This window comes from Motiliproteus sp. SC1-56, from assembly GCF_017309075.1.
Classification (GTDB): domain Bacteria; phylum Pseudomonadota; class Gammaproteobacteria; order Pseudomonadales; family Balneatricaceae; genus Motiliproteus.
This window is the reverse complement of sequence record NZ_JAEMGS010000010.1, coordinates 55,868-70,533: the sequence shown is the minus strand read 5'-3', so window position 1 is coordinate 70,533 and position 14,666 is coordinate 55,868. Positions and strand designations below refer to the sequence as shown.

The window sequence follows — 14,666 nt, the reverse complement described above, 5'->3', positions numbered from 1 at the left end:
CCTGGCCTATTCTTAGTCCTGTTGTCGGGTATTGTGACAGTACGATTACGGAGTTCGGCCATGTCCGTTGACCTACCTAGTTACCCACAGGGCGGCCGCTTTGAAACCATCGTCAACAATGTCGACGAGGCGGTGGTGGTGATCAACGAGCGGCAGGAGATCCTCTGGGTCAACCAGGCCCTGTTGACCATGTTCCGCTACTCAACGGCGGACCTGGTCGGCAACTCCCTGCATACCCTGTTGCCGTCCCGGTTTTGCGATTTGCACCCGGGTTACGTGCGATCCTTTCTCGATTCAGAAATTCCAGCCCGTCCGATGTATGCCCGTGCTCCGGTGATGGGCGCGCGCTCGGATGGTTCTGAGTTTCCCTGTGAAATATCCATCGCCAAGATCCCGACCCCCGAGGGGTGCGAGATGACCGCGCTGATTCGCGACGTATCCGAGCGCCCCCGGCTGGAAGAGGAGCTTGAACACCTCAGCAGTCAGGATCGCCTGAGCGGCCTGATGGGCCGGGCCCGGTTCCTGGAGTGGCTGGATGACCAGTTGGCTAGGCACGCGCGCTTTGATGAGCCATTCAGTCTACTGCTGATCGAACTTGATCATCTGGCCTCGTTGGCTGAGCAGCAGGGACGGGCGGCCGCTGATGCGCTGGTGGTCGCCTTGGTTGAGCGCATCAGGGAGCGTTATGCGCCGCCGGACCGTCTGGCCCGCATTCGAGATGGCCGTTTTGCCCTGATCCTGCCGGGGGCTGCGGCTGATCGGGCTCGAGCTGAAGGGGAAGCGCTGCATCGCCTGGTTGGCAACTTCGACCTGACCCTGGCGGCCGGCGAGGTGCTTGGTCTTACTGCCACCGTGGGGGTGTTGGTGGTGGCGGGGCCGGGTTGTCGCGGGGCACGCTTGCTTGCTGGCGCCGAGTCGGCGCTGGATGTGGTTCTGCGGCGGGAGGAAGACTGCGTGCGTGATCTGCCGGCCAGCGCCTGCGGTTAACGGTGTGCGGGGATCGGGCGGTCAGGGGAACTCTGCAGCGGCGTTGCCTGCGTTTTTCAGTGCTCTCAGTGCTCTCAGTGCGTCAGCCCTTGAGGCGGTAAACCACCGGGAGCAACAGCTCAATGTCCCGGGCCAGGGTCAGCCCGGTTAAATGTTCGACCTTCTGCAGGCTGGCCAGTGCCGCCTGGTCCAGCAGCGGATACCCGGAGCTTCGATCCACCCGCGCCGCACCGATGCGACCGTTCCGGGCCAGGGTGACTCGCAGGATCACCTCGCCTTCCCAGTGCTTACGCCGGGCCTTGATGGGGTAGCTGAAATGACCGGCCAGGGCTTGCGCGAGCTTCTGTCGTGCCTGGTGCACGGCCTGTGTCGAGTTCTCCCGGGGCTGGGGCGCGGCTTTCGGTGCAGCCAATTGCGGAGCGCTCGCCGCAGGTGAGGCGTGCTGCGCAGTTTGAGCCGCTGCCGGAGGCAGCGTTGGCGACCGGGGGGGGGGCGCTTCAGCCGGCGACTTGATAGGGCTCTTAAGCGGTTGTTGGATTGGCGCCACTGCTGTGATTTCACGGGCCGGCGGGCGTGAGACCCGGGGCCGCTGGGCAGGGCTTGGACGGTCGTCGACAACGGGGCGGGGCTTGCGCGCTACGGTGTTCGCCCTGGCGCTGTCGGTCATCGTCGGGGCCGGCGCAGGCCTCGTCGGGCTCGGCCTTCGTTGCTCGGTATGGCCGGGCTCCAGCGGCGCCAGCGTCTGGTCCGTGGCAGTGGGGGTGGCAGGTTTGGGTCGGGCCACGAGCTCAAGCTGCAGCGTCCCCCGGCCCTTGCCCGGGGGCGGGGGCTCGGGGACGAACAGCCAGCCCAGCAGCAACGCATGGGCGGCCAGCGACAACAGCAGCGCTGGCCCCATGGTGGCAGAAGGCAGGCTCCGGGCCGTGGCCTTTTCCATCCTCAGATCCCGTAATCGATACCCACCAGCAGGGTGCGACCCAGGTTATTAAAGCCGCTGTTGGTGGTGTAGTCCTTGTCGAAGAGATTGTTGACCTGCGCCGAGAGACGCCACTGCTGCCCCAGATCATAACCCAGCCGCAGGTTGGTAATCCCGTAGCCGGCCAGTCGGTTGCTGTTGGCCGCGTCACTGTAACGGTGGCCTTGGGCGAGCAGGTTCAGTTCGGCAGAGAGCCGGTCCCGCTGGTGGCCGACCCCTACGCTCAGGGTGCGTTCGGCGCGGTTGGGCAGCACCTTGTCGGTGGCACCATCGCGAGCATCCAGCAAGGTGGCGCTGGCGCGCACTGACCAGTTCTGGAAACGCTTGTCCCACTCCAGCTCGAGGCCGTCGATCTTGGCTTGGCCGACATTTTCGGGCATGAAGAAGAAACCGCCCTGGTCCTGCCAGATGATCAGGTTGTCGATACGGGTACGGAAGGCGCGTGCCGCGTAACGCTGTCCCTGGGCGTTGTATTCATAGCCCAGCTCCCAAGAGTCGGACTCCTCCGGCGCCAGGGCCGGGTTGCCCGCCCCGAAAGCGGAGCTGGGAAAGTAGAGATCGTTGAACGTCGGGGCGTGGAAGGCGGTTCCGTACGAGGCCAGCAGCTTGCGGTGGTCGCCAAGGTGGTAGGCGGCGTTGATATTGCCGGTGTTTTCCCGGCCAAAGCTGTCATGGTCGTCGGAGCGCAGTCCCAGCAGCAGCTCAAGTCTGTCCCAGCGGTTTTGCCATTGACCGAAAACTGCGTTGATATCGCGTTCATCCTCGGCGTAGTCGCTGCTGCTGTCGATCTGCTGGTCGGTATGGGCTGCGCCCAGGGTGATGATCTGGCTGTCGTCCAGGTAGTGGTCGGCGGTCAGCTCGTACTGGCGGGTGCGGGTATCGAAGCGTCCCGTGCCGGTGCCGTTGGTCAGTTCGCGCATTTCGTCCCGGCTTTCGCTGGCGCTGAGCTTGATGTCCAGCTCGGCGTTGGCGGCGTAGCGCAGGACGCCGTTGAGCACCTGCTGCTGGCCCTCGTTGGTTACCGCGTCGGTGGCGATGAAGCTATCGACTTCGACTTCACTGTCGGTTCGCAGCAGGCTCAGGTCCAGCTCCAGATCCTGGGTGAGCGAGTGCTGGTAGGAGGCCGAAACATTGGTGTTGCGATAACCGTCCTTATCGGGGTTGCTGCCGACCTGGGCGTCGATGCCGTCGGTCTCTAAGTGGCCCAGGTCGAGGCTGAAGCGCTGGAAGCTGTCACCGCCGCTCAGCCCTGCCCGCAGGCGCTGGGTGTCGTGGGTTCCGTAGGCGATGCCAGCGTGCTGCTGGAACCCTGTTTGCCCGCGGCGGGTGAAGATCTGTATAACGCCGCCAATGGCGTCGGAGCCGTACAGGCTGGAGCGTGGTCCACGGACGATCTCCACCCGCTCAATCTGGTCCAGGGGGATGTCGTTGAAGGCTGCCTGGCCCAAGGTCGCCGATCCTACCCGGACCCCGTCCACCAGCACCAGCACCTGGTTGGCGTTGGCGCCGCGGACAAAGACGCTGGCGTTGGATCCGAGGCCACCGCTGCGCGAAAGGTCGATGCCGGGCTGCAGGTGCAGCAGGGCGGGCAGATCCCGCGCCGGGCTCTGTTCGATCTGCTGACGATCGATCACGGTGACCGGGGCCAGTGCCTGGTCAATGGTCTGGGCCAGGCGGGTGGCCGTGACAACGACCGGCTGAACTTTGGTGGAGGAGAGCTCTTCGGCCGCTTTGAGCGGCAAAGGCAGGGCAAAAAAAGCGGCCAGGGGCAGGCCGTAACGAATCGGTGACATCTTGAATTTCTCCCGTGTGCACACCCGCGCACGTTGGATTGCATAGGGCGACGGCGGGGCTGGCCCGGCCGGCGCGCGACGATCAGGCGCTTGGGCGCCTGGTGGTCATGCGGGCCGGTCTCCGGGCTCACGAGCGTAACTGCGAAACGGGCCTTCCCGAGTGTCTCAGTGGCGTCGTTTCAACTGACGATCAGATCGTCGTGCTCGTTTACCGTTGCGGGGGCAGCGCCGGGATTGCAGCAAATGCGCACCGGCTTCCCGATTATCTCCCGAGGGAGCACCAGCATGGCCATTTCGCTCAAGACAGGCGTGGAGCAGCGCAGAAAGAGGGGGAGGGTAAGGCGAGGTCTGTGCCGGGGCACGTAGCTGCACCTTAACATGCCGCCCGCATGTCTGGAGCTGCGTCCTTGCGGACGTCTGCCTGCGGGCCGGTCTCCGGACTTACGAGTGGTTGATACCCGGTTCGACGCCTTCCCATGTTCTTGCACAGTGGCCGAGTCGAACCGCGAAGGGATGACCTTCGCTCGTTTACCGTTGCGGGGGCAGTGTTGGACTTGGCGTGGGCCGCACCAACTTCCCGATTATCTCCCGAGGGAGCACCAGCAGGTGAATCTTGATTGAGGCCGCAAAGCTAATCCTCAACAGGATGGATGTCAAGCGTGTGCCGGGCGACTGGCGGGTTCAGGCGGGGATAAAAACCGGGCCTGCACCGGTCTCAAGGCGGCGGATCGGGTGGCTGTAGAGCGCGCTCAACGTCTCGGGAACCAGCAGTTCTTCAGCCCGCCCTTGCTTCGGCTCAGCGCCGGGAAAGAGCAGGATCAAGCGGTCGCAAAAGCGGGCGGCGAGGTTCAGATCGTGCAGGCTCATCATCAGGGTGCCATCGGTTTCCCGGGCTTGTGCCACCAGCAGCTCGAGCATCTGAATCTGGTGATGCAGGTCCAGGTGATTGGTGGGCTCGTCCAGCAGCCATACCCGGGGGGCCTGCACCAGCAGGGTGGCGATGCGTAAGCGTTGACGCTCGCCGCCGGAGAGTTGATCCAGGCGCCGCTCGGCGCACGCAGTGAGTCCGACCTGTTGCAACGCCTGCCGGGCCAGGGCGAGGTCCTCCTCGCCCTCCCATTGCCAGAGATTCAGGTGGGGGTGGCGCCCCTGGAGCACGGTTTCCATGACCGTGGCGGGAAAACCGCCGGTCTCGTCCTGCAGCAGTAGCCCCAGCTGCTGGGCACAGCGGCGTCGGCTGAGGCGATCGAGCCTGCTGGAGCTGAGTGTCACTGAGCCCGCGCTTGCCGGGCGCAGTCCCGCCAGCGTATGGAGCAGGGTGCTCTTGCCGCTGCCGTTGGCGCCCAGCAGTCCCCAGACTTCCCCGGGTTTCAGTTCCAGGTTGAGGTCGCGGCACAGGGAGCGCCCGCCGATGGCGATGTTCAGCCCCCGGGTGCTAAGCAGGCTCACAGGGCACCGCCCCGGGTACTGCGATGCAGAACCAGCAGAAACAGGGGTACGCCCAGCAGGGCGGTGACCACCCCCACCGGCAGTTGCTGGGGCGCCAGCAGCGTGCGGGCCAGGGTGTCGGCCAGCAGCAGCAGGGCGCCCCCGGCCAGGGCAGAGGCGGGCAGGAGCAGGCGGTGGTCGGAACCGGCCACCAGGCGCAGAATGTGCGGCACCACCAGCCCCAGGAAACCGATGCTCCCGGCCCGGGTGACGGCGGCGGCGGTCAGTACGGACGCCAGCAGGTAGAGCAGCAGTTGCAGGGGGTAGATCGGCACACCAAGGGCCAGGGCCTGCTGCTCTCCCCGCAGCATCAGGTTCAGGGGTCGGGCCAGGATCCATGCCAGGGCCAGGGCGATGCCCAGTAACGGCAGCTCCCAGCCGGGCATGCCGGCATGGCTCAAATCCCCCATCAACCAGAACAGCATGCCCCGCAGGCTGCTGTCTTCGCTGGTCGCCAGCAAAAAGCTGATCATCGCCCCCCAGCCGGAGGCGCAGACCACGCCGGTGAGCAGCAGGCGGGTGGGGGACCAGCTGCCGCGCCCCCGGGCGAGGCCAAACACCAGCAGCAGGTTAACCAAAGCGCCGAGCAGTGCGCTTCCCGACATCGCCCAACTACCCAGTCCTGCGCTCATGGCCAGCAGGGCGCCGACGGACGCGCCGCCGGAAACCCCGAGCACGTAAGGGTCGGCCAGGGGGTTGCGCAGCAGTACCTGCATCAGACAGCCGGCAAGTCCCAGTTCCGCGCCCACCACCAGGGCGCTGAGTGCCCGCGGCAGGCGCAGTTCCAGAATCACGTCGCCGGCGAGCCCCGGGCTCTTGCCGCCGAGCACCGAAAGCACCTGCTCAAGGGGGATGTTGAAGCTACCCAACGCCAGCGCAGCCACCAAACTCAGCAGGCACAGGCACAGCAGTGCGGTCAGAAACAGCAGGCGTTGTGGCGTTTTCATCGGACGTCGGGGCGGACGGCGTCGATGTGCCGGCACAATCGCTCCGCCCCCTCCACTACTCGCAGGCTCTGACGTTCCAGAAGGTCTGCCGGCACAACGTGCAGGGCGTCGTTGGCAACCGCGCTGAGGTGCGGCCAGCGGCGCCAGTTGTCCAGCCACTCCGGGCGCTCTTTCGCGCCGCCGCTGGCGATGATCAGTTCCGGGTTGGCCGTGAGTACCGCCTCAAGGGTCAGGGTCGGGGAGATCTGCTCCAGCCCGGCGAATACGTTGATGCCGCCGCACCTCTCGATCAGGTGGCTGATCAGGTGGTCGCCGTTGATCGTCATCAGCGGTTCGTGCCAGATCTGGTAGAAGACCCGCACCGGGGCTCGTGAGCCGGGCGGGCGGGTGAGTGTTCGCAGCCTGGCGCGAAAACGCGCGGCTTCGCGGGCAGCCGTCGGGGCGGTGCCGGCCAGGGAACCGAGGCGTTCCACATTGCTGGCTATCTGCTCCAGGGTGGCGGGCTCGGCAAGGTACAGCGGCAGCCCCAGCCGCTCAATCTGCGCAAGCGCGCGGGCGGGGTTCCCCGTCTTCCAAGCCACCACCAGGTCGGGGCGGGTGGCCAGGAGTGCCTCCAGGTCGACCTGCGAAGGCCCACCCACCCGGGGGATGTCCTGCGCGGCGGGTGGGTAATTGCTGTAACTGACGGTGCCTACCAGCCGCTCGCCTGCGCCCGCGCTGAACAGCAGCTCGGTGATATTGGGAGCGAGGCTGACGATGCGTTGGGCCGGTGCCGGCAGGGTAATCGTTCTGCCCAGGTCATCGATGGTCGAGACCGGTTCGGCGTGGGTAAATGCGCTCCCTAACAGGAGAAAGAAAGCTAGCAGGTAGGGCGGTGCCAAGTCGGTTACTCCGGGGTTCAGGTCGCGCCTATCTTCACATAGCACCGCCAGGTTGCAACCCCTCGAGAGGCTGCAACCTTGTTCGTGGCTTGCCTCGGGGTCAGGCCTGCCCGGCGTCGCGTATTCGAAACAGCGACCTTGGCCCTCGGTCTTAGAACGGGAAAACCCAGGGTACCAGGGTCAGGGTAATCACCATGGCCAGCAGCTGCAGGGGCAGGCCGACTTTGACGAAGTCGATAAAGCGGTAGTTGCCCGGGGCCAGCACCAGGGTGTTGACGGGGCTGGCGATGGGGGTGGAGAAGGCCGTAGACGCCGCGAGCGCCACGGTCATCATAAAGGGCTGCGGGTTCAGCCCCAGGCCTTGGGCGGCAGCGAGGGCGATTGGGGCCACCAGCACGGTGGTGGCCGTGTTGGAAATAAACTGGCTGAACACCGATGTGAACACGAAAAGGCTTGCGCACAGCAGCAGCGGGCCGCTGTCCCCCAGGCCGCCGATCAAGCCATCGACGATCAGCTCCAAGGCGCCGCTCTTTTTCATCGCCAGGGCCAGGGGGAGCATGCCGGCAATCAGGATCAGGCTGGGCCCGTTGAGGGAGCGATAGGACTCTTCCATGGTCACGCAGCGGGTCAGGATCATCGCCAGCGCCGCCAGCAGGATGGCGCTGAGGCTGCTGAGTACCCCAGACACCATCGCCACCAGCATCAGGGCCATAATGGCCAGGGCGACGGGGGCCCGTTCGCGCCGGGAGGGGATGTCGCTCATCTCGGCAGGGGTTTCCAGTACCACGAAGTCGCGCTTTTTATCCAGCTCTTCCAGGTAGCGCCAACCGCCGGCCAGCAGCAGGGTGTCGCCGAAGGCCAGGGGGGTGCCGTTGAATTCGGTCTGCAGGGGTTCATTGTTGCGCCTGACGCCGATGACGCTGAGGTTGAAGCGCTCGCGAAAACGTCCCTCTTTAAGTGTCTGGCCGATCAGCCCGGAGTTGCGCCTCAGCATGACCTCTGCCACGCCGAACTCCTGCTCCAAATCGCTGATCTCCTGTTCCGGGAAACCCAGTTTGCGTACCCGCTGTTCGCTGCGCAGGCGCTCGATATCGTCGTTTTCCCCGTAGGCCAGCAGCACATCTCCGAGCTGCATGCGGGTCTCCGCCAGCACCGGCATCAGCGAGGAGATAAGGCGCCCCTTGCGCTGGATGCCGAAGACTGTGACTTCATAATGGGTGCGCAGTCCGGCCTCGGCAACGGTCTTGCCGATCAGCCCTGAACCCAGGGAAATTTCCAGCTTGTGCAGACGGTCCGCGTTGCCGTAGCGCTCGGCGAAATCGCGCAGGTGGGGGTGGGGGTTGTCCGGGTCCCGGGCTTCGCCTTTGGGCAAGAGGTGCCGGGCAACGAATATCAGGTACAGGGTTCCGACCACCAGGATCGCGCCGCCGATCAGGGTGAAATCGAAAAAGGCAAAGGGGCCAAAACCGGCGCGCTGCATCTGTTCGCTGACCACGATGTTGGGCGGCGTGCCGATCAGTGTCAGCATACCGCCGATGAGCGATGCGAAGGCCAGGGGCATCAGCAGCCGCGAGGGGTGCAGGCCCGACTTGCGGGACATGCTGAGGATAATGGGAATGAAGAGCGCCACCGCACCGGTGGAGCTCATAAACGCGGAGAGACCGGCGACGACTGGAATCAGGAACATCAACAGCCGGGTTTCACCGGTGCCGCCGACCCGCAGCATCCAGTTACCCACGGCGGCGGCCACGCCGGTTCTGAACAGGGCCTCACCGACGATAAAGAGGCCGGCAATCATCACCACAATCGACTGGCCAAAGCCCGAAACCGTCTCGGCCGGTGTGATCACGCCGGAGAGCGCCAGGGAGACCACCACCATCAGGGCAACGATATCCATGCGGATCTTGTCGGAGATGAAAAGGATAATGGTGACGGCCAGCAGGCCAAAAACAAAAAGGATCTCTGCGGTCACGGCGGACTCCCTGATCGGCTGGTGGCGCTTTGCCTTGAAGCGCAGGAACAAAAGGCGCGGTTTATCGCATATTCAACGCTAAAATGGTAGTCGGAACCCGGCCCTTTTCCCGTGCACTCGCTTCCCTTTGATCTTTGGCAAGAAAGCCTGTACTTTGCGCTCGGCTGAACGTATTTGTCACCCTTTTTGGTTAAAATTTGTTATTGAACAATGTCGGGGCTGGATGAAAGATGTGCCTTGAACAAGTGGCTTTTATCGAAGTCAGAGTCGGGTATTGCTGCTGAGGCGGTCGTTAAAGTCAACGCAGCGGCGTCGGTCTGGTTTCCGGTCAAAAGGCTTTATAAAGCCGATGTTTGCAGTTAACGAGCGCCTTGTTGGCGCTTGGAACAATAAGAAAATTGAGGATAAGCATGGCGATAATTACAAATCGTGCGGCTGGTCCTTGCAGCGGTTCGGTATTGCGCAAGCTGAAAAAGCCTGCGCTGCCCGTTGCAGGCATGGTCGTCACCCTCTCTTGCGGCCCCGTGCAGGCCTTGGAATTCAATCTTGGCGAGGTAGAGGGACGGCTGGACTCGCAGCTTTCGATCGGCGCCAGCTGGCGGATGGAGGATCGTGACCCTGACCTGATATCCGCCTTCAACGACGGCAACCTGCTAAGCAACGGCGTCAACGATGACGGCAATCTGAATTTCGATGACGGGGATGCCTTTACCAAGGTCTTTAAAGGCGTTCACGATCTGGAACTGACCTACCGTAACCTCGGCTTCTTCGGGCGCGGCAAGTACTGGTACGACTTTGAACTCAAGGACGGCGACCGTCCCTGGGGGCATGTCGCCAACGGCTACGACCGCGGTGCGTCCCTGGACGACGACACCTTCAACGATTACGCCAAGTTCTCAGGCGCGGAAATCCTGGATGCCTTCGTCTACGGTGATTTCGAGGTTGCCGAAAAACCCCTGAGCGTGCGTCTGGGGCGCCAGGTGGTGAACTGGGGTGAAAGTACCTTTGTTCGCGGCGGTATCAGCTCCCTCAACCCAGTCGATGTGGCCGCGTTTCGCCGCCCCGGCGCCGAGATCAAGGAAGGGTTGCTGCCCTCCAACATGCTGTTCGGCAACCTGGGGATCACCGACTCCCTGAGCGTTGAGGCCTTCTACCAACTGCAGTTTGAGAAAACCGTGCTGGATGGCTGCGGCACTTACTTTTCTACCCTCGATTACGTGCCCGAGGGGTGCGATCGCTTGACCCTGGGGGCGGTGGCGGCCCAAACGGCCGCGCAGCTGGCGGCAGTGGATCCTACCAACCCGCAGATCCCCGCCCTGTTGGCGGCTACCAGTGATGCCGGGGCTCTCGGAAGCGGCTTCTTTGTCGATCGCGCCGAGGACGGAATTCGCGAAGCCGATGACGAGGGTCAGTATGGCCTTGCGTTCCGCTACTTCGCCGAGGAGCTCAACTTTACCGAGTTTGGCTTTTACTTCCTGAACTATCACAGCCGCACCCCGGTGGCGAGCGGTATTTCTACCGGCTTTAACCAGCTGGCGGGAGACTTCGACTTCAACGGCGTTCCCGAGTCCAGCCCGGCGCCTTTTGTCCCGAACAATTTGCTGGGTCAGAATCCGGTCTATTTCACCGAGTATCCGGAGGATGTTCAGGCGCTGGGGCTCAGTTTCTCGACCAACGTTGGCGTGGTGGCGGTTTCCGGTGAGGTCAGTCACCATCGGGACGTGCCTTTCCAGATCAACGGTGCGGACTTAGTAGGCGCCATCTTGACTGCAGGAACCCAGACCGGTAACCCAGTCAATGGCAGAGTGCAGGCCGCTAATGCCCAGACTTTGGCTAGTGGCGACGCCAATGGCACAGTCGTCCGCGGCTATGATCGCTTTGACGTGACCCAGGCCCAGGTGACGGCGATTCACTTTATCGACCGGGTACTGGGAGCCAGTCGCCTGGCACTGGTGGGCGAGGTCGCGTTCAATCATGTGCACAGTTTTGACGAGGCAGATGAAGCGGGCGCCATTCGTTACGGTCGTGCCAGTGAATTCGGGCAGGCAGGAAGCGACGGCTTTGTTACCGCCAACTCCTGGGGCTACCGGGCCCGCGCCGTGTTCAATTACAACGACGTCTTTGCCGGCATTAACCTCAAGCCCAGCATCGGCTGGTCCCACGACGTGGACGGGTATTCGCCCGCTTCCACCGGGTTCAACGAAGGCAGCAAGGCCCTGAGCCTGGCGCTGGATGCCAGCTATCTCAACACCTACACCGCCGGAATCTCCTACACCCGTTTCAGCGGCGGCGACTTTAATCCCATTCGTGACCGGGACTTTCTTTCCGCCTCCCTGGGCGTCTCGTTTTAACGCCCGCAGGCCAAGAGGATAAGCAGAATATGAGTTTAAAAACCCTTCGCGCCCCGCTTCCGCTGCTGCTGGCCGGGCTGCTCGCCACCGGCGCCGTACAGGCCGCGGTCTCCGAACAGGAGGCCCAGGCCCTGGGGACAACCTTGACCCCGGTGGGCGCCACCCAGGCCGGTAACGCCGAGGGCACCATTCCTTCCTGGGAGGGAGGAATGAGCGCTGACTACACCGGTGACCGCTACCAGAATCCCTATGCGGATGAGAAACCGCGTTTTGTGATTACCGCCGCCAACGTGGACCAGTACGCCGACAACCTGAGTCCCGGCCAGGTGGCGCTGCTCAAGCGTTACCCCGATACCTACCGGATTCCGGTCTACCCCACTCACCGCACGGCTGCCTACCCGCAAAAGGTCTATGACGCCGCCCGTGCCAACGCCACCACCTCTGAGCTGGTGGATAGCGGTAACGGCATCTCCAGTTACCAGGAAGCGGTGCCTTTCCCCATGCCTAGCAGCGGCCTGGAAGTGGTGTGGAATCACATCACCCGTTATCGCGGGGGATCAGTGGAGCGCACCCTGGTGCAGGTCCCGGTGCACCGCAACGGCGACTACACCCCGGTGCAGTTTCTCGAGCGGGTAAGCTGGCCCGACTACCTCAAGGGGGGGCGGGACGCGGAAAAGGATGACAACATCCTCAGCTACTTTACCCAGCAGGTGCTGGCGCCGGCGCGTTTGACCGGCAACGTGCTGCTGATCCACGAGACCCTTAACCAGGTGAAGCAGGCGCGCCTGGCCTGGCAATACAATGCCGGCCAGCGCCGGGTGCGCCGCGCGCCCCAGATCGCCTACGACGCCCCCGGTACCGCCTCTGAAGGGCTGCGGACCGCCGACAACCTGGATATGTACAACGGCGCGCCCGACCGTTACGAGTGGAATCTGGTGGGCAAAAAGGAGTTGTTTATTCCCTATAACAGCTTTGCCCTCAATTCCCGGGACCTCAGCTACGGTGATATTCTGCAGCCCGGGCACCTCAACCCCGACCATTTGCGCTATGAGCTGCACCGGGTCTGGGTGGTGGAGGCTACGCTTAAGGAGGGTGAGCGTCATATCTACCACAAACGTCGCTTCTACGTGGATGAGGACACTTGGCAGATCGCCGTCGCCGATCACTACGATGCGCGCGGCGAGCTGTGGCGGGTGGGCGAGGCTCACGAATTCCAGTACCGGGACGCCAAGGTGCCCTGGCTGGCGGCGGAGGTGCTGCATGACCTCCAGGCCGGGCGTTACCTGGTGGGCAGCCTGACCAACGAGGAGGAGGGCTTCACCTTCGGTCAGCCCTTTGACCGGGGCCAGTTCACTGCTGCGGCCATCCGTCGTTCCGGACGCCGCTGAGGCGCCACCAAGACGCCGGCCGGTGGCCGGCGTCTTGACCCCGCTGGAGAGCGGGAGTATGTTGCCGGTAGGTCTTTAGATCTGCTGCTGCCGAGGATGGTGGCACTATTTCTTACCCATCGGTAGTTGTACTTAAGGGATTGGGTATGTTTGTCAACTTCTGGAAGTCACGCCAGATCCGTGCCGCCTCGCCCCCCGCGAAGCCGGCGCCCCCCCATGTCTCCTTGAATGATTCCCGGACCCTATCCCCCCAGTCGGCGCGAGCCGCCTCGAGCCAAGATGCCCCGCCATTGCCCGTGCTTGGTGACAAGGAGCTTCTGGCGCTCTATCGCCTGGCGACGGTAAAACCCCTGGCCCCGGGGGAGGTGCTCCACCGTGAAGACGATCCGCTGGCTTTCTGGTACTGGGTGGTCAAGGGGAGTCTCCAGCTGGCCTGGGACGCCGTTGAAGGGAGCGCCGCCAGGGTGGAGACCCTTGAACCGGGGGGCTGGTTTGCCGAGGCCGACCTGAGTCGGCCTCGAGCGGTCGGATGCCGGGCCACGGCGTGCTCGGCGACTTCAGTGGCGCTCGTCGACGAGCGCCTGCTGGGGCTGATCGACGACCGGTTGAAGCTGGCCCTGTTGGGGACTGTTCACGGCGTCGACCGCCAGCGGATCCGGCAACTGGGGGAGGAGGCCCGTCAGACCGGTCAGAAAAACGCGCAGCTGATCGCGGGGCTGATGCAGGCCTCCCACCGGACCGCCCCTGATATAGGTCGTTCAAAGTTAGTCCAGGCGCTCATCGAAAAGGTGCCGCGGCTGCCGGATGCCACCACAACCTTGATCGCCAAGCTGGTTAACCGGCGCTCCTCCACACGGGAGATTGTGGAACTGGTGAAATCAGACCCGGCGTTGACCGCGGAGGTGCTGAAGACGGTCAACTCCTCCTGCTACCGGTTTGAAAACAAGATAGCCGACGTTAACCACGCGGTGGTGCTGTTGGGTTATGACGGGATCTATCAGATGCTGGTGGTCTCGGGCGTGCGTCACTGTCTTCCCGACACCCAGACCTTTCACCAGGTGTATGAGACGGCCCTAGGGGTTTCCAGCATCGCCTTTGTCCTGTCCCAGGAGTGCCGTCAGGGACAGCCGGCGGAGCTGGCGACAATCGGGTTGCTGCATCAGGTGGGACTGACGGTGATCGAGCTGCTGAAGGAGCGCTATCCGCAGATGCTGCCCCTGATCGGCTGCCTGGAGAGCGCGGACATGGGCGCGGCGCTGTTGCGCGCCTGGGGCCTGCCGGAAACGGTCTGCTCCAGTATCGAGCTGCAGCGCTACCCGGAATATACGCCACCGGCGCAGATCGACACCCAGGTGCGCATGCCCGTAGCCATCCTCTACCTTTCCCGGCTCTGCTATCGCCTGCTCAAAGGCGAAGCTGTTGTGCAAATGCCGACGCTGTTTCTGCAGGAGCACCTGGCGCTGCTGGACCTGAAGGCCGAATCGCTCCAGGCGCTCGCCGACGAGACCCTCCTGCCCCGGCTGCGAAAGCAGCGTAAGTCCCTTCCCGTCGTGCTCAGGCAGCACTTGAACTAGAGGAGGTGCTGCATGACCTTTAGGCCGGGCGTTACCTGGTGGACAGCCTGACCAACGAGAAGGAGGGCTTCACCTTCGGTCAGCCCTTCGACCGGGGCCAGTTCGCCGCCGCGGCCATGCGTCGTTTCGGACGGCGCTGATCTCACCGAAGCGGAGGCTCGCCTCTAACGGGCGCGTCACCTACGTCCAGCTGAGTGAAAAGCCCGGGTCGGATTTCCGATCCGGGCTTTTTGTGGCCTTCAGGTGGCGGGCTATGAGGTTATTACGTAAGGACTATTCGGCGGTTTTTGTCAGTCTCGTTGGGTTAAA

At 63.6% G+C, this 14,666-nt stretch carries 10 protein-coding genes and 2 riboswitches; of the genes, 4 read left to right on the top strand and 6 right to left on the bottom strand.

Annotation, left to right across the window (positions count from 1 at the left end; all coding sequences use genetic code 11):
* Positions 1–60 precede the first annotated feature (60 nt).
* A complete protein-coding gene (locus tag JGZ97_RS12335; RefSeq protein ID WP_207062936.1) occupies positions 61–987 on the top strand; it encodes a GGDEF domain-containing protein in 927 nt (308 codons plus the stop codon).
* Positions 988–1,069: 82 nt separating this feature from the next.
* Here the strand turns inward: JGZ97_RS12335 and JGZ97_RS12330 are convergent, their stop codons facing one another.
* The 6 genes from JGZ97_RS12330 to JGZ97_RS12305 form a co-directional block, all read right to left on the bottom strand.
* Positions 1,070–1,924 (bottom strand): energy transducer TonB, encoded by an 855-nt coding sequence (locus JGZ97_RS12330; RefSeq protein ID WP_207062935.1) that lies wholly within the window; start codon positions 1,922–1,924, stop codon positions 1,070–1,072.
* Between the two features lie 2 nt (positions 1,925–1,926).
* Entirely contained in the window at positions 1,927–3,756 is a 1,830-nt protein-coding gene (locus tag JGZ97_RS12325) for a TonB-dependent receptor domain-containing protein (RefSeq protein ID WP_207062934.1), read from the bottom strand.
* A 94-nt stretch (positions 3,757–3,850) separates the two neighbouring features.
* Positions 3,851–4,056: riboswitch (cobalamin riboswitch) on the bottom strand.
* Positions 4,057–4,164: 108 nt separating this feature from the next.
* A riboswitch (cobalamin riboswitch) is annotated at positions 4,165–4,375 on the bottom strand.
* Positions 4,376–4,437: 62 nt separating this feature from the next.
* The gene (locus JGZ97_RS12320; protein WP_207062933.1) at positions 4,438–5,205 is read right to left on the bottom strand and encodes an ABC transporter ATP-binding protein; all 768 of its coding nucleotides are present in this window, start codon (positions 5,203–5,205) and stop codon (positions 4,438–4,440) included.
* Complete coding sequence (locus JGZ97_RS12315; protein WP_207062932.1) at positions 5,202–6,191, bottom strand: iron ABC transporter permease; 990 nt, start codon at positions 6,189–6,191, stop codon at positions 5,202–5,204. Before JGZ97_RS12315 ends, JGZ97_RS12320 begins: the two co-directional genes overlap by 4 nt.
* Positions 6,188–7,072: a cobalamin-binding protein gene (locus JGZ97_RS12310; protein WP_207062931.1), complete on the bottom strand. Its 885-nt coding sequence runs from the start codon at positions 7,070–7,072 to the stop codon at positions 6,188–6,190. Before JGZ97_RS12310 ends, JGZ97_RS12315 begins: the two co-directional genes overlap by 4 nt.
* A gap of 151 nt (positions 7,073–7,223) precedes the next feature.
* On the bottom strand, positions 7,224–9,044 hold the full coding sequence (locus tag JGZ97_RS12305; protein ID WP_207062930.1) for an SLC13 family permease: 1,821 nt from the start codon (positions 9,042–9,044) through the stop codon (positions 7,224–7,226).
* A gap of 410 nt (positions 9,045–9,454) precedes the next feature.
* Between JGZ97_RS12305 and JGZ97_RS12300 the strand changes: the two genes are divergently transcribed.
* The 3 genes from JGZ97_RS12300 to JGZ97_RS12290 all read left to right on the top strand — a co-directional run bounded on the left by JGZ97_RS12300 (position 9,455) and on the right by JGZ97_RS12290 (position 14,357).
* The gene (locus tag JGZ97_RS12300) at positions 9,455–11,395 is read left to right on the top strand and encodes a DUF1302 domain-containing protein (protein WP_207062929.1); all 1,941 of its coding nucleotides are present in this window, start codon (positions 9,455–9,457) and stop codon (positions 11,393–11,395) included.
* 29 nt (positions 11,396–11,424) lie between these two features.
* Positions 11,425–12,783: a DUF1329 domain-containing protein gene (locus JGZ97_RS12295; protein WP_207062928.1), complete on the top strand. Its 1,359-nt coding sequence runs from the start codon at positions 11,425–11,427 to the stop codon at positions 12,781–12,783.
* Between the two features lie 146 nt (positions 12,784–12,929).
* On the top strand, positions 12,930–14,357 hold the full coding sequence (locus JGZ97_RS12290) for an HDOD domain-containing protein (protein WP_207062927.1): 1,428 nt from the start codon (positions 12,930–12,932) through the stop codon (positions 14,355–14,357).
* Positions 14,358–14,666: the final 309 nt, after the last annotated feature.